Genomic DNA, 25,648 nt, shown 5'->3' with positions numbered 1-25,648 from the left:
TATGAATGCAGTAAAACGAAGTTTGATATCACTGCACTTTACCGTTGTCTTATTGGGCGGTACCGCGCTTTTTTCACATTTAGTGCCCCTCAGTGCCAGTGATATCACACTAATGCGATCGGTATTTGCCTGTATCGCGTTATTTCTTTTTCTTAAGTTTTCTAGTGAAAATTTGACGCTGGCAAGCCGCAAAGATTATCTAATAGCCATAGGGCTAGGTATTTTGATGGCCCTTCACTGGGTAACCTACTTCGCGGCGATGCAATACTCTAGTGTGTCGGTGGGTATGATTGCGCTATTCACTTTTCCAGTGATTACCGTACTGATAGAGCCGTTCTTCGAAAAAGTAAGCCTGGTATGGCAAGACATTGTATCTGCGCTAACGGTTATTGCGGGTGTATATTTTATTGTGCCTGAAACGTCACTGGATAATGACATTACCTTAGGCGTACTTATTGGCGTGGGCTCTGCGGTGCTTTACGCGTTCAGAAACATAATTCATCGAAAACACTTTAAACAATACAGTGGCGCTAAAGCTATGGCGTGGCAAACTTTAGTCATTGCTATTTTCTTGCTTCCTAGCGGTAGTAATGAAATTGTACGTGCCCCGATGAGTGCATGGTTAATGCTTCTGCTATTAGGTACTGTTTTTACCGCGTTACCTCATGCATTAATTGCAGCAAGTTTACGTCATTTGCGAGCAAAAACCTTTTCACTCATTGCCTGTATGCAGCCTTTCTACGGGGTTATTCTTGCCGTATTGCTTTTAGATGAAAACCCCAGTGGCAGCACGCTTTTGGGCGGTATTCTTATTACTTCTGCCTCTATTTACGAAACGCTTAATACCCATAAGCTGCACGGTAAATCAGACAAGGACAGTGACTAAATGCTTATTATTGCTCACAGGGGCGCAAGTACCCTTGCACCTGAAAACACCCTTAAAGCATTCACGCTAGCCTTCGAGCAGCAATCTGATGGAATAGAGTTCGACACCTACCAGCATGATGACGCCATTGTGGTGTTTCACGATAAAACCCTAGGGCGCACTACAAACGGTTCAGGGTTGTTATTACAAACTCCACTGGCTATGTTAAAGCAGCTAGACGCCGGAGAAGGTGAAGTTATCCCTACCTTGGAAGAGGTGCTAACCACCTTGCCTAATGGAGCGCTTTGCAATATCGAAGTAAAACACTTACGTAATGCTGAAACCTGGGTGAAAGATGTAAAACAGGCCGTGGAAGATGCACAAGTAAACTCGAATACATTGCTTATCTCTTCGTTTAATCATCATTGGTTAGCTGCGATAAGCGCATTATGGCCACAGGTGGCTATTGGCGCATTAACCGCTACCTACGCGCTTGATGCTACGCACTGCGCCCGCCAGCTTAAAGCGAAATCTATTAATATTGCATTAGATGTGGTGAATGCTGATTTTGTGAATACGGCGAAACAGGCAGGATTGGATGTGTATGTTTATACGGTAGACGAGCCAGAAGATATGCTTCAATTGAAGCTTTGGGGTGTAACCGGTATTTTTACCAACGTGCCCAACATAGCAAAGCAAGTTCTTAATTAAGAAGCTAAAACTTTGTGCTTTTGGTTTAGAAAAAATTTACGTCAGAAAATTAACGAGGAATTTAGACTATTCTACTTCGGTAGATAAGTGATTAGAAAATACCGTTTCTTTACAGCACTTACATTGACGGCATAAACGCATGTTAACCCAATGCCCTGCCACAATAAGTAAGGCTCCCACAGCGATGGTGAACGGTTCGTAGGCTTCACCAAACATGTTCTTGTTCCAGTAAATTGCACCACCGGTAAACAACAATGCCAACGGATAATAACGACCGTGATAGCGAGTGGCCCCGCCGATAAGTGCAACCGCACCAATAATTAACGAAATGGTTAATATGGTCCGCTCAAACCAAACTTGTGCAAAAAACGAAGAACCAATAAGTGGTAATAAAGGCACAACAACAGGCAACGCTAGGCAATGCAACGCACACAAGCTCGACACCCAAATGCCAAGTCTGTCTAATTTTGTCGGATTGTCTTCTACCGGATTCATTTACTGTACCTTTGTAACATCAAAAACTTTAAAACTCGTCACTGTACACGCTTTAGTCAGAACAATAGCTGCACGCGCACTGTAACCGCAGAGTAACTCTGCCAGAGACGTTATAATATAACATTTTAAGGGGAATGCGAAACTTTCCCCTATGATATTTTCAATCTTTAACAGAACAAAATATCATATGTGAATATTTAATCTGGTAAGCGACTGATTGTTAAAGGTAATACTATTGACGCGCTGATCACGGAGAAAGGGAAAGAAGTAGAGCTAATTACTTCAATGAAACTAACAAGGGCTATTCATTAGGCGCAGCCGCTTCAGACTCTGACAGCGGCTTTCGATGAACTCCTTTTGCCAAGCTGCTATTAGAGACACCAGTGGAAGTATCTGCCGCTTCCGCGAAGTAATCATTTACCGATGCCAAAGCAATTCCCTCGTTAACGAGGCTAGGCAAAGTGTGTGCTAAAAAGGTAATGGTTTCTGGATAGGGGTGTGCAATAACCACAACGGTGCCATTTCGTTTAGCTAATCGTTTTGTGTATTCAAACTGCTTATTAAGTGATGCTACCGAGCGGTCATTATCAAGGAACACTTGCCGGCTCGCGTTAGGCACCCCCACTCTATCTGCAACTTGTTGCGCTGTGGTATTTACACTGGTTCTACTATCTACAAAGAAAAGCCCTTGGCGCTTTATCTCTTCCATAATGGTCTGCATGGCGGGTTCTTTAACCGTAAATGCACTACCCATGTGATTATTAACCCCCACCGCATTTGGCACACTTTTAAGTGCTGCTCTTAGCGTATGAGTAATGGCAGCAGGATACATATCGGTAGATAAACCTAGCGGGCCCATGGCTTTGCCACTGGTTGATTGCATTGGCATGTGTAACATGACCGCGCGGCCTTGTTGCTCGGCTTTACGTGAAATAGTTTGTGCAAGAGGGGTTTGCGGTAAAATGGAAAAGGTAACTTCACTGGGAAGCGCAAAGGCCGCCATATCTGACTTTCTGTACCCCAGATCATCAAGAATTATAATAACGCGAGGCTTTACCGGGATAGTCGCTGACGCAGCAGCATGACTCGTAAAACTCGTCATTATCATTAACGATAAAATACACAGACGCCAAAGCACCTTCATCTACGTTTATTCACTTCCATTATTGATTTTATTATTTCCACGCGCACTGCTGATACTAACAACTAGGCTAATTAAGATAGAAGCCAAGCCAGATAAAAAAGTGTGAATGCATCTTGGTTTCACTGAACCAGCATTAGTGCAGCATACCAATTTACAAAAAGGAAACAAGCACTGCTAAGCCCTTCTTAGTGTGTAAAGGTTGCGTAAAGAGTGACCAAGTGGCTCAATTTCAGCTTTAATAGTCGATAAGGTTACAACGTATACTATTTATTGTGGAGTAATTATGATTTCTTCTGTAAACAGCTCAGCTATTCAAGCTGGCATGCCGCCTCGCCCTGAAGGCCAAGCACTTAGTGATACACAAAAAGAATCTGTCAGCGCTATCTTGTCATCTTACGATCCAGAAAACTTATCAAGCGAAGATGCGGCTTCCATTGTAGAGCAATTCAAAGAGGCAGGTATCGAGCCAAGTAAGTCGTTGAATACCGCGTTAAACAGTGCAGGCTTTGAAGGTAAAAATATTGCCGAATTAGCGGGTATCGGCAAACCACCGCCTCCTCCACAACAACAAGAAGCGTCGAACTTACCTGACAATTCCACTTTTTCAATAACGGTATAATCCGTTCGGGCATTGAGGTTTAACTTTTATCACTGCGCTTTTGAATAAGCTCTGGATTCGCTTTGGCTTGCGTTTTTTGCGTACATCAAAAGACGAGCTTGAGTCGGTGCGATAAGTAAAGACAAGCTCTAGTAGTTACGAAATCAATTAAACCAAGCGGTGGGATTTAACGCTTTTCCCTTATGGCGTATTTCAAAATACAAATTAGGGTAATCTTGTCCGCCGCTTCTTCCTACCAAAGCAATACTTTCACCAGAAAGAATATCGTCACCAGCTTGTTTCAACAATGCTTGGTTGTGCCCGTAAACACTCATGTAACCTTCGCCATGATCTACAATGGCCACTAAACCAAACCCGCGAAGCCAGTCAGCATAAAGTACTTTGCCCGATGCCACGCTTTTAACGGCCTCGCCTTCAGAACCATCAATAATAATGCCTTTCCAGCGCACTTGTCCTTGTCTGCGGTTGCCAAAGAGTTTACGAATGTGACCTTCAACAGGCACTAGCAACTTCCCCTTTAATTTGGCTAACCCATCCAACGATACCTTGGCTCTAGCCGCAGCCCGCTCGGCGGCAATACGGGCGGCTTCAATAGCGTCTAGTAGCGCTTTTTCATTTGCCTGCAAGGTGGCAATACGTCCGCTTTCACTGGCGATAGTTTTATTAAGTTTGGCTAAGGTTTGCTTTCTATCGTCTTGGCGAGTTAACAACACGCCGCGCTGACTTTCTTGTGTCTTGCGAAGGGCGAGCAGAGATTCCGCTTTTTCAGCCAGTTCTTCGGTTACCGCTTCAAGGCGAGCTACATTGTCTCTGAATCGAGTAATTTCTTGCTGACGGGCTTTTGCCAAATACTTATAGTACGTAATGACCCGTTCGAAATTACGGGCATCTTCTTGGTAGAATAACATTTTAGCGTAGTCGTAATGCCCTGCCATAAAGGCACTTTTCAACTGACTTGAAAGTAAAGACTGTTGCTGGCGAATGGCTTCTTTTAAGCCTTCTTGCTCTTCAACAAGCGCTTCTTCTTCCGCTAACACACTATTTAATTGCTGTTTGTTTTGCGCCAAGGCTTTTGCCACTTTCGCTATTTCAAGCTCTGAGCGCTTGAGTACTTGCTCAAGTTCTTGTGCGCTAGCTTTGTTATTTTCTAAAACCTGCTGACGCGCTCTTAATTCAACTTGCAGTTCTGCCAGCTTCTCTTGGCTAACATCTTGCGCCGCCACGGTGGATGAGACAATGCCCATGCCGAATATGGCAGCCAGTAAACATACAATTGAGCAAAAGCGTTGAGTATACATAAAAAGGTAAAAGCAGCCTTTGGCGGTATATTAATGGTAAAAACAGATTGCAGATTTTACCTGCAATCATGGTAATAGTTAGCGTATCAGTGTATCTGAGGGCTAGATTAAATCCCAGTGCAATTTGGTTGTAATATCAAGCAGCTATTGTACCGCACACAATTACAATAGACGCTTGTCTATTGCAGGGTGGTTTCTCGCCCGTTTTTCTATATACTTTGCACTCTTTTTATGGTCTGTAGACAAGGTTTGAAGTAATGGATCAGCTAATAGCGTTTGCCAGCGATAATATTGTACTTGCTGGTGTATGGGTTGCTTTGGTGGGCATGTTGGTGTTTAGCTACATTTCAACGTTCACCTCTTCAATCAAAGAAGTAAATACACACGAAGCCACTTTATTAATGAATAAAGACGATGCGGTTGTCTTCGATACTCGTGCGGCGAAAGACTTTAAAGCGGGGCACATTTTAGGTGCTAAGCAAATAAAACCAGAAGAATTGCGCGAGAAAAACTTCGCTAAGCTTGAAAACAGCAAAGATAAACCCATTATCGTTGTATGCGCCATGGGCAATCAAGCTCGTGGTACAGCTGGTGCGATGTCAAAAGCGGGCTTCACTAATGTGAAAGTGCTTAAAGGCGGCATGAACGCGTGGCAAAGTGCAAGTTTACCGATTTCAAAATAATAGGTGATCATAGTGAGTAAAGTAGAGATTTACACCAAGGGCCATTGCCCATACTGCCATCGTGCTAAAGCACTTCTCGCACAGAAAGGTGTTGAGTTTCAAGAGTACCCTATTGATGTTCAGCCAGAATTGCGTGATGTAATGATTGAGCGCGCAAATGGCGGTTGGACAGTGCCGCAGATTTTCATCGACGATAAGCACGTAGGCGGCTGTGATGACATGATGGCACTAGAAGCACAGCAAAAACTAAATCCTATGCTTGGGTTAGCATAACGCGTCAGCGCGTAAAGCAACGCAATACATCAAAGTAAAACGACAATTAAACAGGAAATATCATGGCTGACGATAATCAGACTACCAATGGCGCCGCAGCAGGCGACCAAGCGCAAGCCCCACAATTCAACATTCAGCGTATCTTCACTAAAGATATCTCTTTTGAATCGCCAAATGCGCCGGCTATTTTCACAAAAGAGTGGAAGCCAGAAATTAAGCTAGATATTGACACCAGCACAAACAAACTAGACGAAAACGTTTACGAAGTTGTGTTGTCAGTAACCGTTACCGCTACCCTTGGCGAAGAAACAGCCTTCTTGTGTGAAGTTCAGCAAGCCGGTATTTTTGCTATTGGCGAAATGCCAGATCAGAACAAAGCGCATACGCTAGGTTCATTCTGCCCGAACATGCTTTTCCCGTATGCTCGTGAAACGATTTCAAACCTTGTGAACCGTGGAACTTTCCCTCCACTGAACTTAGCGCCAGTTAACTTCGACGCTATCTTCGCTGCTTACGTTCAAAAGCGTGCACAGCAGGCACAAGGCGAAGCGCCTAAGATGGACGCGTAAGCACCATTATGATGAACCCGAATTCGGTTTCAGTATTAGGGGCGGGGTCGTATGGCACCGCCCTTGCTTTTTGTTTAGCCAGAAATGGTAACCCCACCTTATTATGGGGGCGCGACGAAAAGCACATGGAAGCACTGGCTTCAAGCAGAGAAAATGCTCGCTATTTGCCGGGCGCGACCTTCCCTGATGCGCTTAATGTAGATGCCGATTTAGAAACCGTCATTGCCGCTAGTCAAGATATTCTTGTGGTAGTGCCAAGCCACGGTTTTGCTGCAATGCTTCAAAGCATTAAGCCTTTGTTGCAGCCTACCCATAGAATAATCTGGGCAACCAAAGGGCTTGAACCTAAGACCGGTCGCCTACTACGAGAAGTGGCAGAAGAAATTCTGGGTACGTCGTATCCACTAGCCGTGTTATCAGGCCCCACGTTTGCGAAAGAAATGGTGGCGGGCTTACCTACCGCTATTTCGTTGTCATCCACTGATGAAACCTTTGCTGACGAATTTGCTGCTAAGCTGCATTGTGCAAAATCGTTTAGGGTATACAAAAACCCTGACTTCACCGGCGTTCAATTAGGCGGTGCGGTGAAAAACGTGATTGCCATCGGCGCTGGATTAGCCGATGGGTTAGGTTTTGGAGCCAATGCACGTACGGCATTAATTACCCGTGGTCTTGCAGAGCTTACTCGCCTTGGCGTGAAGCTGGGTGCGCAGCCAGAAACCTTTATGGGTATGGCTGGCCTTGGTGATTTAGTACTGACCTGTACCGATAATCAATCACGTAATCGTCGATTTGGCTTAGCCTTAGGGCAAGGTAAATCTGTCGACACGGCGATTGAAGAAATTGGGCAAGTGGTAGAAGGCTATCGCAACACAGAAGAAGTGCATGTGTTATCGCATAAAGTAGGTGTTGAAATGCCGATTTGCGAGCAGATTTACGCTGTACTTTATCACGGTAAATCGCCAAAAGAGGCCGCATTAACCTTACTCGGTCGCGATCTCAAAAACGAAGGCTAGTTTGGCTAGCTAAACCACTTAAAACAAAACGCGCAGCTTCAACACTGCGCGTTTTTTTATGTCTAGCGTGCGCCGTCGTAACCTAACTGACGCCAGCTTTCATACACAAATACCGATACTGCATTCGATAAATTCATGCTTCTGCTGTCGGGTAGCATGGGAATACGTACTCGCTGTTCAGGCGGAAGCGCATCAATCACATCGTCGGGTAAGCCTCTGGTCTCTGGCCCAAACAATAAGGCATCACCTTTTTTATATTGTGCATCGCTGTGAAATGCTTTGCCTTTGGTAGTACAAGCAAAGATTCGGCTAGGTTTTTCACTTTCAATGTAAGCATCTAGCGAAGCATGGCGCTTAACATGCGCAAACTCGTGATAGTCCAACCCGGCCCTACGTACACGCTTATCGTCCCACTCAAACCCTAGAGGCTCAATTAAATGCAGCATGAAGCCGCTATTTGCGCATAGGCGGATAATATTTCCGGTATTAGGCGGAATTTCTGGCTGGTAAAGTACGATGTCTAACATGCTGGCTCACTGTAGAAATGCTAAATTGCCACGATTTTAAATGGCGATAACGAATGGGCGCTCATCGCCCATTCGCGCTATTTTACGCGCTTAGAAAATCAAATACAGTAGAAAGTGCAGCATCACGAATATCGTCTGATTCGGTAAGCACTTCATGATACGCCACAGGAATAATTTCTACCTGAGCATTGGGGAACTTAGCTGCCACACGACGTTGGCGTTTATTCTCAATAATACTGTCGCCATCTGCACTTAAGATTAGTGAGCGCGTTGTAATAGAAGCCGCATTGAGTTCAATGGTATTCATTGCGGCTTGCGCTGCACGTAACCATTCGGTTGTTACCCCCCCGAGTTGTATTTGGCGTTCTTCATCATAAAGTTGACGAAACAAGCTGTAGCGGCTTTTACTATGCGTAAGCTTATTCAGGGCATAAGGAAATGCGATATAAGGCGTTTGCCCGAAGAAATAACCCGACTCACGCTTTTTAATTTTATTGATACTAAGCCCTACACTAATAAGACTATTAGCCAACCAATTGGGTAACGCCGGTTTAATACCAAACATAGGTGATACAAGTACGGCTTTGTCGAACAAATTAGGGGCTTTCAATAGGGTTAGTGCGCCAATTGCACCGCCCATAGAATGGCAAAGTAACTGCAATTCGCCCTGTTGGCGTGGTATTACAATATCATTTACGAAAGTAATTAAATCTTCCACATAATCAGCGAAATCCGCCACGTATCCATGTTGAGGGTCGTGAGTCATACGGCCCGATAACCCTTGACCACGGTGATCAAGAATGAACACCGCAAAGCCATTTTGGTACAAATCGAAAATGAGTTCTTTGTATTTTAAGTACGATTCGATACGTCCGGAACTGATCACTACTGTGGATTTGGTTTTTTCTGGTATGCACCACGCGTAGCGCACATCAATATTATCTTTACCAACAAATTCGCCAAAGGTGACGGAGGTTTGCCAAAAAGGATTGATTGCAGTGGCAAAGGTTGAAGCTAAGTCTTGCTCCGACGTAAACGTCCAGCTCATAGAGGGTTGTCCTAATAGAATCGTTAGGCAGTGATGACTTAAACGCGACAGGGCAATGCGAAGCTATGCGCGTTAGTTAAGCGTTTTCTAACTTACGAGGGAAGGATAGTGTGACGCTTAGGCCACCTTCTTCTCTTGTCACTGCTTTTATTTTTCCATGATGCAATTCTACGGCTGCTTTTGCAATGGATAAGCCCAAGCCTACCCCTCCAGAAGCTCTTTCTCGGGCTAGGGTTGCACGATAAAAAGGGGCAAATACCCGCTCGCACTCTTCACTTGATAAACCTTCACCGTCGTCACATATGGTCACTGACCACTCGGTTTCAGTAACTGTAAACTCAACCGTTGTTAAGTATGCGCTGTGGCGAATGGCATTACGTAATACATTCTCTACCGCACGGCAAAGTAATACTTGGTCTACTAATACAGTCAACTTGGGTATTTCATCTATATCGAGGGCTTTATTACTGTTCGCGGCCTCAAACTGTCCATCGGTAAAGATATCGCGAAACAACAGAGATAAAGAGTAGGAAGAGAAGTTGGTTACCCCATTTTCAGCGCGACTCAGTTCTAGCAATTGCGTGACTAAGGCCTCCATACGCTCAGCTTCTCGTTCAATACGAGCTAGCGAAGCGGGGTCAACATTTTGCTGATGTGCCAAGCCAAGTGCCATTTGTAATCGAGCAAGGGGAGAACGAAGCTCGTGAGAAATATCAGCCAATAGCCGCTTTTGTCCGCTCCACATTTTCTCTAGTTGATTGGCCATAGAGTTGAAGTCTCTGCCCAATTGACCTAACTCATCTTGACGTTTATCCGTATTGTTAATACGCGTTTCCCAATTCCCATTTGATAATAAGCGAGCAGATTTTTGAATTTGCAAAATGGGGCGTGTAAGAGACTTCGCAAATAGCCACGACAATATGAATGTTGTCACTATAGCGATACAAAGAAAGAGAACAAAAGGAGGGGAGTTTTCACCTGGCGCTTCTAATTTAGCGGAAAACAAAGCGAAACGTTTACCGTCACGTTCAAAGAACATGGGGCCGGTTATTTTTAGGGCGCCCCGATTTAGCGTAATGGGCACTTTTTGATCGATGATTCTTTGTACATCACGCCTATCATCTTCACGTAACGGCGGACCACCCGCGGCAATCACACGACCTGAGTCAACATCAACTGCAATAGCTCTGCCTCGTCCTGCTCGGCCGTTTCTATCTAAAACAGCCCGAAGGGGGGCTTGCATAGCACGGTCACTCGTAATACCACTTAATACACGTTCTAGCTGTTGCAATTCTTTCGGCGTGGCACTATTTACTTGAAGTTCTTCGAAGAAAAACCGACTGCCCCACACAGCAAGTACAGCAGTAACAATAAAGGTAGCCCAAAACCATAAAAACAAGCGCCCCATAATGGCGCGGGCAGGGTTTATTTTACGAAGAAACGTCATTGACCGGGTAGCAACATATAACCCACACCGCGGATGGTTTTAATTTTTTCGATATTACTAATTGCGGCTATTTTTTTGCGTAAGTTACTTACGTGCATATCGATACTTCTATCAAACGCTTGAAGAGATTTACCTAATACCTTCAAACTAATTTCTTCTTTCGTCACTCGACTACCTGTGTTCAGCATAAGCAACCGAAGAATAGAGAACTCTGTACTGGTCAGGGTCATTTCAACCTCGCCCACTTTGGCGACCTGGCTACTACTACTTAAAAATAACTCATTCACAATCAAGTCTTGCTCAATGGTACCACCGCTGTTGGTCAATGCCAGTCTTCGGAAAATTGCTTTAATTCGCGCCACCAGCTCTCTATGATTAAATGGCTTTGGCAAGTAATCGTCAGCACCTAGCTCTAACCCTAGAATGCGGTCGTAATCGTCACCGCGCGCCGTTAACATAAGTACTGGTGTAGCATGGCTCACTCTTAGTTTCTTAAGTACATCGAAGCCATCCATTTTGGGCATCATGACATCAAGCAGAATGAGATCATAATGACCACCGGCCGTCGCTTCCGCCAACCCTGCCTGCCCGTCATTACTGACCTGAATTTGATACCCCATACTTGATAGATAGGTGGCTAGCATGTCAGTTAGTTCATTATCATCATCGATAATAAGAATGGACTGTAAATGAAACTCTGAACTCATGTTTTTGAAACCTACGACGGCTTGATTCATCTTATGGATACCCAAGTATAATGCATAGAGGAATGACAACGGTTAAATACTGCGCGCTGCGTTGTAAAACTAGGAAACACAATGAGCAGCTACCTAGCCATTCCCAAACACAAACGATGGAAATGATAAACTTTGTGACCGATAGAATCTGCGTATGGTTCAAACTTTACACAAGCTTTACACTGCGTTGACTGCTTTTGCCCGCAGAGTGAGTAAGCTTCTGGTGTGCGAATACAAAGGAGACGCCCGTGAATTCAATCCTCATTGCTGGGTTATTAGCTACCACCTTTACCCTAGCCCAAAACGTAAATGCGGCCCCTCAAGGCCCCAAAATGCGTGATCATGCTCCTGGGATGGAAATGATCAAAACGTTAAGTCGCCTTTCTCTTTCTTCAGAGCAAATGGATGAGGTGAAAAGCCTTGTAACCGCGTTTAAGGCCAATCACGAACGGCCAGACGCGCCCCCAGAGAGACCAGATAAGCCCGGTTTCGCCAACCTTTCGGAAAGTGAAATTCGTAGCCTAGTTGAAACTAGAATGGTGACACAACAATCGCAACATTTTGCTATTGCCGAACTTCGCAGTCAGATTTACAACCTGCTTTCTGAGTCGCAACGCAATATGATAACCGAGCTTGAAGCTAAGCGAGGATCCAAACGAGAAACTGCCCACGGCCTGAGAAGAGGGGCTAATAGAGGTGCTGACAGAGGCGCTATGCGAGGCCAGCCACCAAGAGTCCCTCGTCTACCGTTTGAAGAACTGCAATTGACTGACGAGCAGATAGCATCACTAGAAACCTTAAATGCCGCTTATCGTGAAACCCGCTTACAACGTAGAGCTACATTGGATGCACACAGAGACGCTGAAAGAGCCCTTGTAAGAAGTGGCAATTTCTCTGAATCTGCGTGGGATGCCCTTTATGCTGAATATAAAGATGATCTCGTTAACGCAGCGATAGAAGACATTACTCACAAACAAGCCACGTTTGCAGTACTTACCGATGTACAGCAAGCCGAGATGCAGCAAAAGCGCGAAAACATAGACGCGCTTCGCCGTTTGTTTAGCGATAACTAACCCTATTGGCTAGAAACAGATAACAACATGGAACGTAAGCAAAGACGCAAACCTTTAGTTTGCGTCTTTTTTTTGTACTGGCGAAACAATGTCGTACAAGTGAACCGCAGATTCAGCGCCTTCGACCTTTAACACACTCACTTCATCACCTAAATGGGTAATAGCAAATCGCCCATTTTCTACTGGCAACATAACGCTCTTAGTGGGTGATAAAAGCACCGGTAATGACTGCTGTTTATATAGCTGAAAGCTGTCATCTTTACGAATACCTTGGGCAACACCTAAATCGACGATCAACTGCTGATTACTCGTATTAACCACCCGCGCAAAAGTGGGCTCGCAGGTAATGGCGGCAGAGATATCGGTTACCGCTGCATTTACTGTATTCAACACCATTCGCCCGTACTCACTGCGCCAAAACAAGCTGTTGTTAGTATCAACTTGATAGGTATTTTCGAACCCCCAGTCTGCTTCACTGTGATAACTGTCGTTATAAATGATGCGTTGCCTGAAGGTATCTAACACAAACACTTGAAGGGTAAAGTTGCGCCTAACCGCCACCTCGTCGCTGTCAAAAAATGACTCACTTTGCGCTATCTGCTCAAACAAGCTTACATCTTTTATGTAGCCGAATAGTGCGAATTGCTGACCATAGGTATCACGTAAGTAAGTAGATTTTTGTTGCAACTCTACCCCTGAGAGCGCTTCGGCAGACCACATATCGGCGTTTGTCATGGCCTGTGATATTTGCATGACATTAGGCGTATCTGCAGTATTTTTCAGTTGCTGCGCGAATCGTTGCGTGATGTGTTTACCAATATTATAAATACCGCCTGTGGCCGCCTGCCGTGAATCGAGTAAGGCGAAGTGGGTCACCAGCAAACGCTTTTGAAAACGATTGGGTTCACAATCAAACAAAGGCGTTAAATTAACATTTACCACTACCGATAGCACATTGTCTTGAACGCTTTCGCTAATGATTTCAACCCGCTGTATTCGACCCGCGGTACGAAGCTCGGCTTTGCTGCTAAGTATCAGCCCATTGATTAGAACATCTTCGGCGGCAATAACACTTCCGCTCTTATAAGACGCATCGGCAATAGCATTTTTAATTACCGTAGGGCGAACAGAATCTAAGTCTGCACCGGTAAAATTGAGACTTGCTTCACCTTGTACCCATATGGCCATGGCAGTGCCGTGCCACATAGTTAATATTGCTATACCCAGACAAAGGTAGCCTTTCATGCTTTTCACCTACTAACCGAATATTGCGAACAGTTTATCTATTACAGAGCGCTCTTGATTCTTCTGCAAATCACCGGTGCCGCTATATTCAATGAGTGCGTTGCCCACTTTTGACGACACCACCGTATTACTTTCATCAACATCTTGCTTTCGTACTTCACCTGAAAAACGAATATATTCTTTCCCTTTATTCATGGTTATCCACTTTTCCCCGGTGACCAGCAGGTTTCCAGCTGGCGTAATGGCGGTAACGTAAACCGTTATACTTCCTTGCAATGAGTTTGACTGGCTTGATTGGGCCGAACTGGTAAATTCGCTGTCTTGTTCATGGTCAACTTCAAGATCATCGCCTTCAATTTGAATTCCACCTACCCGCACAGTTAAAGGTTCTATATCAAAGGTGCTGTTCTTGTCTTGGTTGTAATCAAGTGACTTCTCAGACTGGGTGGTCTCATCCAGTTTTATTAAAATCATATCGCCAACTTTGTACTGGCTATGGCGCTGATATAACCCCATGGCCAGCTCTGGGTTAAACAAAGATCCGCTAGGGATACGAACTTGTTCAACAGAATAAGCCCGCGGCGGTGCATAAGTAGGATCGCCTGGTGCAGGTTCATCAGAGGTGGGCGATATAGCGCGTTGCTCTACTTTTGGATTGGTTGGACTGCTTGCCACCACTTCTTCTTCTTGTGAAACCGTTTGGGCGCAACCGGTCATTGTAAAGATAAGGGTAAGAAACACTTTCTGGCATCGATTTTTCATAATGTGCTCTGAAGGAAATAAAAAATAATGTTGTTTAAGTGCCATCCATGACCCGAACAGGAGCAAGTTTAAACGAATAATTTCAACACGAAATACGTTCTTTAGTAACTTTGCAAAACCTTTACAAAACAATGATATGCCTGCGGGTATGGGGGAGTTATGGCCATTGAAACATCTACACAAGGCACGATAAATTCGCTGCTTTCAGCAGTGCCGTCAGCGGGGGGAAATTCCACCTCCAATACGGCAGAGGAAGCGGCAACGACTAGCCAGTCTTTGCCGTCTATGTTTGCCGCTTTGTTGTCAAATGAAGAAGCCAGCAATGACGAAACGTCAGAAACGTCAAGCTCACAAAGCAGTACTAGCACAAGTCAATTTGATACCAGCTTGTTATCGAACCTTGTCACTGATGACGCCATTAGCCTAATGCAAAATCAATTGCTTGGTGCCCTGCAAAATAATGTTTTCGCGGCGCTTACTGCGGCAGCATCAACGTCTTCAACCGACACCGCAGCGCAGTCATCAAGCAGCACTGCGCCTTCAACTACGGTTGAAGCAGCTAGTACGGAAACCGACCTGCCAACAACCTCGATGTTCGATAGCATGATGACATCAGCATTTGGTGAGGATGGATTGGGGCTGCAAGACGGTTTTGACACACTCAACATTGTGAACCATTTACCGGTTGTGTCTGATATTTATGAGGCGACGACATCAAGCCATATTGCAGCGGCATCCAGTATGGCGGGCAGTTTCTTATATGGCGGTCTCGGTGGACTACTTTATAACGCCGTTGACCTCACTGTAGAGGGGCTTACCGGTAAGAGTATCTCAAATAATTTATGGGACGCAGGTAAACAAATAATAAATGGCAATGCACCCACCGAAACCACCGATGAAAATAGTCTAATGGTAGATGAGGCTGATGGCGAGACGTCCTCAACCGCTGCTAGTGACGTTTATGAATTTGTACGTCGCCAAGTAAGTGGCTAAGGGTTGCGCTAGCCTTGGGTAGCTAACGTATGAGAGTTTTATGTATTTAAGAGCTTTGTGTTTAAAAGCTAGGTGCTTAAGTGATGTAAGCGGCGGCTAGCGCCGCCACGCTTAAAAATTAGGCTTAATTGGCTTGTACTCAGACGATAAGAAAAGCGGTGACGTTACCATTAAATCAGCGGTAGCTGGCGTACATGCCACTGGCACATTCCACACTGAACATAATCGCAATAGCGCGCGAACGTCAGGGTCGTGAGGAGCTGCGTTTAACGGGTCCCAAAAGAAAAACAGCGCATCGAGTCTGTTTTCAGCGATTAATGCACCAATTTGCTGATCGCCACCAAGTGGACCACTTTTAAACCGTTTTACTTCTAATCCAGTTTCGTCACTGATTAGCCCACCCGTAGTGCCAGTTGCCACTAGGTCACACTGCTTCATTATTTCGATGTGATTATTAACCCATGCTAGTAATTCGGGCTTTTTATGATCGTGAGCTACCAGCGCAACGGTAAGTTTACTCATACTTAGAAATTCCAACTGTCGTTTGTTTAACCATGGTTAATCCATATCATCGCCGATTTATGCGATAATTAGTATAAATATTCAGTTTTATACACTCAATTGTCAACATTATGTCATATCTCAGTGGCTACTATAGATAAAACTCCTACCCAGCTATTTAATGCGACATCTGTGGCACCAAAAACTTAAAATATTTATACATTTTTATTGCATAAATATTCCATATAAGTAAACTAGGCGACGGTTAAGGCATCCAACCCATTTTTAGGGTTGATACAGACACAGGAAGCACCGATGACACAACCAACTCTCGTTCGTGGTAGCAATACTGGGAACGTCAATGAGTTAACCTCTCCCCTGGATAGCTGCACATTGCATTGCTTGCGACAACGAATGTCTGCGAATATGCTTTTTCGGTAGCACACTTTTTACCTTTGTAATGTGGTAGCGGTTAGGCAAGTAATTTCGCCAAATCAGTTTACAAAGGTAAAAAGTGATTTTTTTCTCCATTTATTGAATTTCTCATTATGTATAACGTATCGATTATTGGTGCCAGTGGTTACACCGGCGCACAGCTAGTTCAATTAGTTCATCAACATCCTGCTTTGTCGCTTGAGGGGACTTACGTCTCAGAAAATAGTGCTGATGCGGGTAAAAATATTGCGGCACTTCATGGCAACCTAGCCCACCTCAACTATTCGTTGACGCCTATTAGCAATGACATATTAGTAGAGCTGGCAACGGAAATGGATTTTGTGTTGTTGGCGACCCCTCATGAAGCTAGTCACGACTGGATGGAAACCTTGTCTGCGGGCAAAGCAAAAATACTAGATTTATCTGGTGCGTTTAGAATTAAAGACACCGAAGTTTTTGAGCAGTTTTATGGTTTCCCTCATACCGCGAAGGCGAGTCTGCAAGAAGCGGTATATGGGTTGGCTGAATGGTACGAAGATGATATTGCACAAGCAGATATTATTGCAGTACCTGGCTGCTACCCTACTGCGAGTTTATCAGCGCTAAAACCTTTGGCAGCTAATGGCTTACTGGATGACGCGGTCCGCCCTGTGATCAATGCCGTATCGGGTGTATCCGGAGCCGGTAGAAAAGCCAGCCTAACGTCAAGTTTCTATGAAGTTAGCTTGCAAGCTTATGGTGTACTAGGTCATCGCCATACGCCAGAAATTGAAGCTTATTTAGCTACGCCGGTTATATTCACCCCTCATTTAGGTAACTTCAAACGGGGCATACTTGCAACGGTTACGGTTAAACTAAATAAGGGCGTGACCAGCGCTCAATTACATACCGCCTTTACCGAAGCTTATAGTAATGCACCTTTAGTAAGATTACGTTCAAGTTTCCCTAAAATTGACGATGTGGCGCATACGCCTTTTGTTGATTTACACTGGAAGCTTGATGAAACATCAGGTTATGCAGTAGTGACGGCAGCTATCGATAATGTCATGAAAGGGGCCGCATCACAGGCGATTCAATGCCTTAATATTATGACTGCGCAGCCGGTTGAAACAGGACTCGTGCAATAATGAACAGTTCACCCGTTGTAATTAAAGTAGGTGGCGCGTTGCTAGATGACGCTGCCGCAATGCAAAAGCTATTTTTAAGTATAAAACAAGTCAGCGAATCGCGCCCTGTTGCCGTGGTTCACGGTGGCGGCCCTTTGGTTGAAACACTAATGGCAAGTTTAGGCTTGGCAAGCACCAAAATAGATGGCCTTCGGGTAACCCCTGATGAACATATGCCTTACATCTGTGGTGCGTTAGCCGGCGCTGCAAACAAACAATTATGTGCTGCGGCGATTGCCTCAGGATTAACGCCCGTCGGCCTTTCTTTACTTGATGGCAATATGGTAGTGTGCCAACCGATGGCTGAGAAGTATGGCGCTGTAGGTATTCCTTCAACTGCCGATGCCACTTTCCTTAAGAGTGCGCTAGCGCAAGCCACGTTACCAATAATAAGCTCAATTGGCAGCAGCCCTGAAGGTCGCTTGTTGAATATCAACGCCGACCAAGCCGCGACAGTGGTTGCAGAGCTGCTTGACGCTGAATTGCTGTTGCTATCGAACGTTGACGGGGTACTTGATGCTGATAAGCAACTGATAGAAGTGCTTAATCAAGACTCCATTGCCGAGCTTGCACAAGCTGGAGTAATTACTGATGGTATGAAAGTTAAGGTAGACGCCGCACTGCAGTCTGCCAATACCCTCGGATTCCCTGTTTACATTGCTAGCTGGACGGCTGACATTACTGACATTTTGAATAAGAATACGGGCACGCAGGTATTACCTACATCGCAAGCACCGGAACATGGCGTACTAGGAGACGCATTATGAAACAAGACCTACTGACTTTTTCCAATTGGACACCCGAAGCAATGCATAAGTTGTTGAATTTGGCTGTTGAAATTAAACAATCACCTTCAAGCTACAGCAATGTATTAGCCGGAAAATCGGTAGTCGCCTTGTTTGAAAAGCCATCTTTGCGTACCCGTGTCAGCTTCGATATTGGCATTAACCGCTTAGGCGGCCACATGGTGTATCTTGATAGCCAAGGTGGAAAACTTGCTGGTCGTGAAGACGCGGTTGACATGGCAGCTAATTTAGCATGCTGGGCAGATGCTATTGTGGCCCGTGTTTTTTCTCACAATACCTTAGAGCAGTTTTCTCTTGCCTCTAAAGTGCCTGTCGTGAACGCACTGTGCGATAAATATCACCCGTGCCAGGCATTAGCCGATTACCTTACCGTCTTTGAACGCTTTGGTAAGACCCAAGGCATTACCATGGCTTACATTGGTGATGGCAATAATGTCACTCACTCTTTGTTAATTGCAGGTGCGTTATTAGGCTGCAATCAAGTAGTGGTTACCCCTGAAGGTCACGAATGTGATGCCGAGATAGTCGCGCACGCTAAAAAGCTTGCCGAACAAACTGGCGCGACCATTGTTGAAAGCCATGACGTTAGCGCTGCAAACGGCGCCGATGTGATCTACGCTGATACCTGGTTGTCGATGGGTGACGAAACGCCTTTGGCTGATATTAAAGCGAAATTTATGCCTTATCAGGTTAACGAGGCGCTGATGGAATCTACCGGTGCAAGCTATGTTATGCACTGCCAACCAGCACACCGCGACCTAGAAATTACAGGTTCGTTGATTGATAGCGATAAATCGTTGTTAATGCAGCAAGCCGAAAATAGAATGCATGGCCAAAACGCCATTCTCACTCAATTATTAAGTGCCTAAGAGGACTCTTTTAGATGCAAAACGTAAAGAAAATCGTACTCGCCTATTCAGGCGGCCTTGACACTTCAGCCATCATTCCATGGCTTAAAGAAAACTACGACTGTGAAGTTGTTGCCTTTGCGGCCGATGTTGGCCAAGGCGATGAAGAGCTTGAAGGCTTACACGAGAAAGCCATTGCTTCTGGTGCTAGCGAATGTCATATCGTTGACTTGAAAGAAGAGTTCGTACGCGAATACATCTACCCTACCATCAAAACCGGTGCGGTATACGAAGGTGAATACCTACTTGGTACGTCTATGGCGCGCCCTGTTATTGCTAAAGCGCAGGTAGAAATTGCCCTTAAAGTAGGTGCAGATGCACTTTGTCACGGTTGTACCGGTAAAGGTAACGACCAAGTACGTTTTGAAAGTACGTTTGCGGCCCTTGCACCACAGCTTACTGTAATTGCGCCATGGCGTGAATGGGACATGGTATCTCGTGAAGACTTATTAGCTTACTTAGCTGAACGTAATATCGAAACCACAGCCTCTGCCACCAAAATTTACAGTCGCGATGCAAACGCATGGCATATTTCTCACGAAGGTGGGGAATTAGAAGATCCATGGCAAGAGCCTACTAAGCAAATCTGGACCATGACAGTTGATCCAGAAGATGCACCAGATGCGCCAGAGCGCGTAACGCTTTCATTTAACGAAGGTGAACTTACTCACGTTGACGGTGAAGCTTTATCGCCTTACCAAGCATTGGTTAAGCTAAACACAGTTGCTGCTGCACATGGTGTTGGCCGTATCGATATTGTTGAAAACCGTTTGGTTGGCATGAAGTCTCGTGGTTGTTATGAAACACCAGGAGGCACGGTAATGCTTAAAGCTTACAAAGCCCTTGAAACCATGGTGCTTGATAAAGCTGCGCTTAAGTACCGCGAACAAATTGGCCTAGAATTCTCGCACGTAATGTACGACGGCCGTTGGTTCACAGCCTTAAACGATGCCTTGCTAGCGGGCGCTGAATCTTTCGCTAAGAAAGTGACTGGCGACATCGTAGTGAAGCTTTATAAAGGTCAGGCGACCGTTACTCAACGTCGTTCACCAAACAGCCTATACTCTGAAGATTTTGCTACCTTTGGTGCAGATGATGTTTACGACCAAAAACACGCTGAAGGCTTTATTCGCCTGTTCAGTCTTTCAAGTCGTATTTCTGCATTGAAAAATCAAGGTTAAGGAGTAACACATGGCATTGTGGGGTGGTCGATTCGAATCAGGCGCTAGTAGCATGTTCAAGCAGGTTAACGATTCGTTGCCGTTTGACCAAGTGATGGCAAGCCAAGATATTCAAGGCTCTATTAGCTGGTCTCGTGCACTGCAAAAAGCAGGCGTACTAACCACAGACGAACAAGCACAACTTGAAGGTGCACTTAGCGACTTAAAAGCGAAAGCTGACGCGGGTGAACTAGACTTTAACGCATCTAGCGAAGAAGATATTCATAGTTTTGTTGAGTCTGCGCTTATTGAGCAGCTTGGTGATATTGGTCGTAAATTACATACGGGTAGAAGCCGTAACGATCAGGTAGCTACAGATTTCCGATTGTGGGTACGTGAGCATATTGCTTCACTTCGTAGTGATGTTGTAGCCGTTATTCGTTCACTCCTTAATGCCGCAAGTCGTCACCAAGAAGCGATTATTCCTGGTTACACCCACTTGCAACGTGCTCAACCTATTCACTTTGCACACTGGTGCTTAGCGTATGTTGAAATGTTTAAGCGCGACTTAAGCCGTCTAGACGATTTGAAAGTACGCATGAACCAGTGTCCATTGGGCTCTGGTGCATTAGCGGGTACAACCTATCCGGTTGACCGCCACGCTATTGCTGAAGAGTTAGGCTTTGACTCGCCATGCTTAAACAGCCTTGATGCGGTTTCAGACAGAGACTTCGTGTTAGAGCTTTTGTTCGTTGCTAGCACCAGCATGATGCATTTGTCTCGCGTAGCTGAAGACATGATTTTTTATAACTCTGGTGAAGCGGGCTTCTTGCAGCTTGGCGATAGCGTAACCTCTGGTTCGTCGCTAATGCCGCAAAAGAAAAACCCCGATGCATTAGAGCTTATGCGCGGTAAATGTGGCCGTGTATTCGGTTCACTTCAAGCCTTGCTTGTGACCATGAAGGGTCTTCCTCTTGCCTACAACAAGGATATGCAAGAAGACAAAGAAGGCGCTATCGATACGGTAAACCAATGGCATATTTGCTTATGTATTGCTACCGAGGTGCTTGATTCATTGCAGCTTAATGAAGACCGTTGCCGCGAAGCTGCCACACAAGGTTTTGCTAACGCCACTGAACTTGCCGACTACCTAGTAGGTAAAGGTATTCCGTTTAGAACCGGTCATGACATTGCCGGTAAAGTGGTACTAGAAGCCATTGAAGCAGGCTGCGCGATTGAAGACTTACCTTTGGCAAGCTTACAAGCGGTTTGCGATAAAATTGAAGATGATGTTTATACCGTATTGCAATTAGAGTACGGCGTGAACCAACGCAACATATTAGGCGGCACTAGCAAAGAAACAGTGACAAAAGCACTGTATCAAGAGCTAGAAAACCTAGATAAGCAAGGGTAGTAACATGGTGCTTGCACATCATGACGGCGTTAAACTTTTTAGAAGTTCACTGCCGTATATCAATGCTCATCAAGGGAAAACCTTTGTTTTGATGTTCGGTGGCGAAGCCATTGAACATCCTAACTTCCCCAATATTATTCATGACATTGCTCTGCTGAACACCTTAGGTGTTCGCGTGGTAGTGGTGCATGGTGCACGCCCGCAAATTGATCAACGTGTTGCCCTTCGCAATATTGAAGGTCGATTTGAAAATGGCGTGCGCATTACCGATAAGCAAACCCTAGAGTGCGTTAAAGATGCCGCAGGCTCTGTGCGCTCACAGGTAGAAGCCTTACTTACCATGGGGCTACCCAATTCACCGATGCACGGCGCACAAATTCGCGTGTGCTCAGGTAATTTGGTGGTTGCTAAGCCTATGGGTGTAAGAAACGGTATTGATTTTGAAAATACCGGTATGGTGCGTCGTATAGATACCACCGGTATTAACGATCACCTCAACGATGGCTCAATTGTGCTGCTCTCCCCTATGGGGTATTCCGCTACAGGGGAAGTCTTTAACCTTTCCCATGAAGATGTAGCCACACAAGCAGCTATTGCCCTTAAAGCAGACAAGCTTATTGTTTTCTCTAACTTCGACGGTATATACAATAGCGAAGACAAGCTACTTCGCACTATTGAGCGCCCTCAGTTAGAACAGCTTATTATGAGTGGCAATATTACCACCGAAGATACTGTATTACGCGCACTCACCACCAGCGTGGCTGCTGGCGTACCTCGCGCGCACTGCATTAGTTACGAGAAAGACGGCGCATTGCTGCAAGAACTCTTTACCCGTGATGGTACAGGCTCGTTGGTGATGGAACATCACTACGAACAGCTTCGCGCAGCAACTATTGATGATGTGGGCGGCATCTTAAAGCTCATTAAACCGCTAGAAGAAAGCGGCGTATTGGTAAAACGCTCTCGTGAACGACTAGAAAGTGAAATTAACCAGTTTATTGTAATTGTTCGCGACGGCATGATCATCGCGTGTGCGGCGCTTTATCTTTACCCCGAAGATGGTTGCGCTGAATTAGCGTGTGTGGCTACCCATCCTGATTATCGCGGTAAAAACCGTGGTGAGCGCATTTTAGATGAAGTTAAGATACGAGCCCGCGAAGCAGATATCAATCGTGTATTCGTACTTACCACAGTGACGGCGCACTGGTTCTTAGAGCAAGGTTTTGAACACGCAGATATTAGTGCCTTACCTGAAGTGAAAAAAGAGCTTTATAACTTTCAGCGTAACTCTAAAGTGTTCACGCTAAATATCTAGCAATGTCGTGGCGCGCTGACACTTTAGCGCGCACCCTGTTAACAAAAATAGAAAATTGTTAATAATTATCAGTAATTTAAAACAATATTCTCGACAAATAGCCTAGCCTGAGATAACGTTGATGACAGAATAATTACTCGGTTATTTGTAGTGTTTAATCGTTGCAGTACTTTACTCAAACGTTATCTTCTTCTCAATGCAGAGCATGTTCGCGCCCCAGACGCTGATACATGGAAGCTTAGCGTGCTGCGAATTATCCTGCTTATCGGCGTTACCCTAACCTCAGCCATTGTGCTGCACTCTTCTTATGCTGCCTATCAAGAAGGTATGTACTATGTTCTATACCTTACCATTGGCTTTTCAGCATTACTTTACGCTACCTTGGGGCTTCGTAAAGGACAAATAAAACTCGCATCAGCCAGCCTTACCCTCACCATTGTGTTAGCAGGACTGTGCATACTGTTCTTCACGATTGATATTGCTTCCGCTCGCTACGGCTTGTTATTTTTCTTCACGCTTCCCATTATTTTGCGGCTATTTTACGGCAATAAAGCCGCAATGATTGGTATGTTTGTAAACCTCATTCCTTTTGCGGTTTTAATCAACAACGAGCCAATAGCCCCACTTTTCGGCATCGACATCACCTTACCTGACACTCACACCTATTTGAGTTCGTTAATATTCATGTTTTTCAATTTTTGCCTTCCCATGGCCGTCATTCGCGTGATGACATCATTGGAAAGTCAATCATCGTTAAACTTGAAGCAAACGAAAAAGATGGAAAAGCTTGTGAGTCGCTATCAAGAAATCTTTAACAACGGCGGCACCCCTTCTTTGTTTTGTGATCAACAAGGGAAGATATTACAAGCTAACAAAAGCGCCCGAAAACTGATTACTCAATTACCGGAACCCTGCCAATATATTCATCAACTTTTTGAGCTAAATAAGCCACTTAGTGCTGGTCATCGACAAAAAACACATATAACGGGCAATCCACACGCCACCTTCGAGCTTCAATCTGCCAGCCTTCAGCTTCACAAAAAACAATTAATCCATTGCTTCGACGTATCTGAGGCAACGGAACATGACCGTAAGTTCGACGCATTTAAACGCCAGCATTTTGAAAAGCATTATTACGATGAGCTCACAGGTTTGCGAAACCATCATTATTGGAATAGCAGTGTTAATCAGCCGGTACCCGCAAACACGCAGGCGGTCATGCTTAAACTGGCGAATTTGCGTGACATTAATTTGCAGTATGGTTTTACCCAAGGTGACAAAGCAATGGCACGATGTGCAGCGCAGATACAAAGCGCACTGCCCGCATCGGTGAACGTGTATCGCTTACCTGGCGCTAGATTTCTGGTTTCATGTCAACACGACTCGCACCAGTCCAAAGACTTTAATGCTTGGCTTCGGGAGAAGCTTCCCTGCGCTATTCAGATTGATGACAATCTCGTAAAGCTGTCTCAACCATTAAACTGGCTGGGCGGTTTTGTACATGTTACCACCCCCCAGTCGCCTTCTCAGGTTACTGAGTCTTGTGCTATTGCCCTAAGCCAAGCTAGTAGCGACAAAGATTTCAGCCAATTTGATAGCAATGTAGTAAAGCTTATTCGTAAAGACACGCAACACAGAGACAAGGTGAAGCGATTACTCGACAACCGCTGTTTAGCGTTATGGCTTCAACCTCAGGTTTCCATTGATAATGCAATTGTAGGTTTTGAAGTACTGGCTAGGCTCAAAGATGATGAAGAGAATAAAATACTTCACCCCTATCAGTTTCTTCCTGTGATTGAAAAAAACAACTGGCATATTCTCTTCACCCAAAAAGTGCTTGATAACACCATTGAGCTTATTGAAAATTGGCCAAGCAGTATTCCCCCCGTTCCCGTGGCCATAAATTTGTCGGGCCCAGAACTACTCAGTGATTTATTCTACGAAAAATTACTGCGCCGATATTCAGAAAGCGCCTTTTTACGAGAGCGCTTGAAGCTGGAGTTAACAGAAACCTCGGTATTAGCGAGCCACCAAGAAACGAAGCGCAGGCTAACTTCATTGGCCAATGTGGGCGCGACTATTATTATTGATGACTTTGGTACTGGCCACGCATCACTGTCACAACTTATCGATATGTCAGCATCGGTGTTAAAAGTTGATAGAGAGTTTATTGATCGTATAGATAGCTCAGATCGCCACCGCAAGATTGTTCAAATGACGATAGAGTTGGCAAAAAGCCTTGATATGCAGACCATTGCTGAAGGAGTAGAAACGCAAGCACAGCTTAACCTACTTGTTGATATGGGCTTTACTCTTTTCCAAGGGTATTTGTACGGGAAACCAGCCCCACTTGAAGCGTGGCACGGAATGGACAAAGCTATTACTGTTGGAAAGCCTGCAATTTAATAACCGTCTATAACAAATTTAAATACCTATTC

Annotated in this window: 26 protein-coding genes; 16 read left to right on the top strand and 10 right to left on the bottom strand. The window is 45.0% G+C overall.

Annotated features, from left to right (window positions below; all coding sequences use genetic code 11):
* Position 1: 1 nt before the first annotated feature.
* A complete protein-coding gene (locus tag AV939_RS02295) occupies positions 2-886 on the top strand; it encodes a DMT family transporter (RefSeq protein WP_057794299.1) in 885 nt (294 codons plus the stop codon).
* Entirely contained in the window at positions 887-1,576 is a 690-nt protein-coding gene (locus AV939_RS02290) for a glycerophosphodiester phosphodiesterase (RefSeq protein ID WP_057794301.1), read from the top strand.
* A gap of 66 nt (positions 1,577-1,642) precedes the next feature.
* On the opposite strand, the gene AV939_RS02285 is transcribed toward AV939_RS02290, so the two are convergent.
* Together AV939_RS02285 and AV939_RS02280 are read right to left on the bottom strand one after the other, a co-directional pair.
* Positions 1,643-2,071 carry a MerC domain-containing protein gene (locus tag AV939_RS02285; RefSeq protein WP_057794303.1) on the bottom strand — a complete coding sequence of 143 codons (429 nt, stop codon included), beginning with the start codon at positions 2,069-2,071 and terminating at the stop codon, positions 1,643-1,645.
* Between the two features lie 301 nt (positions 2,072-2,372).
* Positions 2,373-3,173 (bottom strand): divergent polysaccharide deacetylase family protein, encoded by an 801-nt coding sequence (locus AV939_RS02280; protein ID WP_231751155.1) that lies wholly within the window; start codon positions 3,171-3,173, stop codon positions 2,373-2,375.
* 325 nt (positions 3,174-3,498) lie between these two features.
* Between AV939_RS02280 and AV939_RS02275 the strand changes: the two genes are divergently transcribed.
* Positions 3,499-3,834 (top strand): hypothetical protein, encoded by a 336-nt coding sequence (locus AV939_RS02275; RefSeq protein WP_057794306.1) that lies wholly within the window; start codon positions 3,499-3,501, stop codon positions 3,832-3,834.
* A 143-nt stretch (positions 3,835-3,977) separates the two neighbouring features.
* Here AV939_RS02275 and AV939_RS02270 read toward each other — a convergent pair whose 3' ends face one another.
* Positions 3,978-5,078: a murein hydrolase activator EnvC family protein gene (locus AV939_RS02270; RefSeq protein WP_377895516.1), complete on the bottom strand. Its 1,101-nt coding sequence runs from the start codon at positions 5,076-5,078 to the stop codon at positions 3,978-3,980.
* 311 nt (positions 5,079-5,389) lie between these two features.
* Between AV939_RS02270 and AV939_RS02265 the strand changes: the two genes are divergently transcribed.
* The 4 genes from AV939_RS02265 to gpsA all read left to right on the top strand — a co-directional run bounded on the left by AV939_RS02265 (position 5,390) and on the right by gpsA (position 7,673).
* Entirely contained in the window at positions 5,390-5,815 is a 426-nt protein-coding gene (locus AV939_RS02265) for a rhodanese-like domain-containing protein (RefSeq protein ID WP_061996933.1), read from the top strand.
* Between the two features lie 12 nt (positions 5,816-5,827).
* Positions 5,828-6,088, top strand: coding sequence for a glutaredoxin 3 (gene grxC, locus AV939_RS02260; RefSeq protein ID WP_013785632.1), 261 nt, complete (start codon positions 5,828-5,830; stop codon positions 6,086-6,088).
* A 62-nt stretch (positions 6,089-6,150) separates the two neighbouring features.
* Complete coding sequence (gene secB, locus AV939_RS02255) at positions 6,151-6,657, top strand: protein-export chaperone SecB (RefSeq protein ID WP_013785633.1); 507 nt, start codon at positions 6,151-6,153, stop codon at positions 6,655-6,657.
* 11 nt (positions 6,658-6,668) lie between these two features.
* A complete protein-coding gene (gene gpsA, locus AV939_RS02250) occupies positions 6,669-7,673 on the top strand; it encodes an NAD(P)H-dependent glycerol-3-phosphate dehydrogenase (RefSeq protein ID WP_061998147.1) in 1,005 nt (334 codons plus the stop codon).
* A 62-nt stretch (positions 7,674-7,735) separates the two neighbouring features.
* Here gpsA and trmL read toward each other — a convergent pair whose 3' ends face one another.
* From trmL to AV939_RS02230, 4 genes are all read right to left on the bottom strand, one after another.
* Positions 7,736-8,200: a tRNA (uridine(34)/cytosine(34)/5-carboxymethylaminomethyluridine(34)-2'-O)-methyltransferase TrmL gene (gene trmL, locus AV939_RS02245; protein WP_013785635.1), complete on the bottom strand. Its 465-nt coding sequence runs from the start codon at positions 8,198-8,200 to the stop codon at positions 7,736-7,738.
* 82 nt (positions 8,201-8,282) lie between these two features.
* Positions 8,283-9,248, bottom strand: a complete 966-nt coding sequence (locus AV939_RS02240; RefSeq protein WP_061996931.1) for an alpha/beta fold hydrolase — start codon at positions 9,246-9,248, stop codon at positions 8,283-8,285.
* A gap of 76 nt (positions 9,249-9,324) precedes the next feature.
* On the bottom strand, positions 9,325-10,695 hold the full coding sequence (locus tag AV939_RS02235; protein WP_061996929.1) for an ATP-binding protein: 1,371 nt from the start codon (positions 10,693-10,695) through the stop codon (positions 9,325-9,327).
* Positions 10,692-11,432, bottom strand: coding sequence for a response regulator transcription factor (locus AV939_RS02230; protein ID WP_057794316.1), 741 nt, complete (start codon positions 11,430-11,432; stop codon positions 10,692-10,694). Before AV939_RS02230 ends, AV939_RS02235 begins: the two co-directional genes overlap by 4 nt.
* A gap of 248 nt (positions 11,433-11,680) precedes the next feature.
* Between AV939_RS02230 and AV939_RS02225 the strand changes: the two genes are divergently transcribed.
* Positions 11,681-12,505, top strand: a complete 825-nt coding sequence (locus tag AV939_RS02225) for a Spy/CpxP family protein refolding chaperone (protein ID WP_061996927.1) — start codon at positions 11,681-11,683, stop codon at positions 12,503-12,505.
* Positions 12,506-12,559: 54 nt separating this feature from the next.
* Here the strand turns inward: AV939_RS02225 and AV939_RS02220 are convergent, their stop codons facing one another.
* Both AV939_RS02220 and AV939_RS02215 read right to left on the bottom strand, forming a co-directional pair.
* Positions 12,560-13,693 (bottom strand): flagella assembly protein FlgT middle domain-containing protein, encoded by a 1,134-nt coding sequence (locus AV939_RS02220; protein WP_231751154.1) that lies wholly within the window; start codon positions 13,691-13,693, stop codon positions 12,560-12,562.
* A gap of 69 nt (positions 13,694-13,762) precedes the next feature.
* Positions 13,763-14,512 (bottom strand): flagellar basal body L-ring protein FlgH, encoded by a 750-nt coding sequence (locus AV939_RS02215; protein WP_061998146.1) that lies wholly within the window; start codon positions 14,510-14,512, stop codon positions 13,763-13,765.
* Positions 14,513-14,671: 159 nt separating this feature from the next.
* Here AV939_RS02215 and AV939_RS02210 point away from each other — a divergent pair, with 159 nt between their 5' ends.
* The gene (locus AV939_RS02210) at positions 14,672-15,505 is read left to right on the top strand and encodes a hypothetical protein (protein WP_057794322.1); all 834 of its coding nucleotides are present in this window, start codon (positions 14,672-14,674) and stop codon (positions 15,503-15,505) included.
* A gap of 111 nt (positions 15,506-15,616) precedes the next feature.
* On the opposite strand, the gene AV939_RS02205 is transcribed toward AV939_RS02210, so the two are convergent.
* On the bottom strand, positions 15,617-16,027 hold the full coding sequence (locus AV939_RS02205) for a methylglyoxal synthase (RefSeq protein ID WP_057794324.1): 411 nt from the start codon (positions 16,025-16,027) through the stop codon (positions 15,617-15,619).
* Between the two features lie 527 nt (positions 16,028-16,554).
* Here AV939_RS02205 and argC point away from each other — a divergent pair.
* The 7 genes from argC (at position 16,555) to AV939_RS02170 (ending at position 25,616) form a co-directional block, all read left to right on the top strand.
* Complete coding sequence (gene argC / locus AV939_RS02200) at positions 16,555-17,568, top strand: N-acetyl-gamma-glutamyl-phosphate reductase (RefSeq protein WP_057794326.1); 1,014 nt, start codon at positions 16,555-16,557, stop codon at positions 17,566-17,568.
* Positions 17,568-18,374 carry an acetylglutamate kinase gene (gene argB / locus AV939_RS02195; RefSeq protein WP_057794328.1) on the top strand — a complete coding sequence of 269 codons (807 nt, stop codon included), beginning with the start codon at positions 17,568-17,570 and terminating at the stop codon, positions 18,372-18,374. Before argC ends, argB begins: the two co-directional genes overlap by 1 nt.
* Complete coding sequence (locus AV939_RS02190; RefSeq protein WP_057794330.1) at positions 18,371-19,282, top strand: ornithine carbamoyltransferase; 912 nt, start codon at positions 18,371-18,373, stop codon at positions 19,280-19,282. Before argB ends, AV939_RS02190 begins: the two co-directional genes overlap by 4 nt.
* Before the next feature lie 14 nt (positions 19,283-19,296).
* Complete coding sequence (locus tag AV939_RS02185) at positions 19,297-20,502, top strand: argininosuccinate synthase (RefSeq protein ID WP_061093569.1); 1,206 nt, start codon at positions 19,297-19,299, stop codon at positions 20,500-20,502.
* 10 nt (positions 20,503-20,512) lie between these two features.
* Positions 20,513-21,895: an argininosuccinate lyase gene (argH, locus tag AV939_RS02180; RefSeq protein ID WP_061996926.1), complete on the top strand. Its 1,383-nt coding sequence runs from the start codon at positions 20,513-20,515 to the stop codon at positions 21,893-21,895.
* A 4-nt stretch (positions 21,896-21,899) separates the two neighbouring features.
* Positions 21,900-23,210 (top strand): amino-acid N-acetyltransferase, encoded by a 1,311-nt coding sequence (argA, locus tag AV939_RS02175; RefSeq protein ID WP_061996924.1) that lies wholly within the window; start codon positions 21,900-21,902, stop codon positions 23,208-23,210.
* Positions 23,211-23,360: 150 nt separating this feature from the next.
* Positions 23,361-25,616, top strand: coding sequence for an EAL domain-containing protein (locus AV939_RS02170; RefSeq protein WP_061996922.1), 2,256 nt, complete (start codon positions 23,361-23,363; stop codon positions 25,614-25,616).
* Positions 25,617-25,648 lie beyond the last annotated feature (32 nt).

Source organism: Alteromonas sp. Mac1, assembly GCF_001562125.1.
Lineage (GTDB): Bacteria > Pseudomonadota > Gammaproteobacteria > Enterobacterales > Alteromonadaceae > Alteromonas > Alteromonas stellipolaris.
Note: the sequence above shows the minus strand (reverse complement) of the source record. Positions and strands in the feature narration are given on the sequence as shown.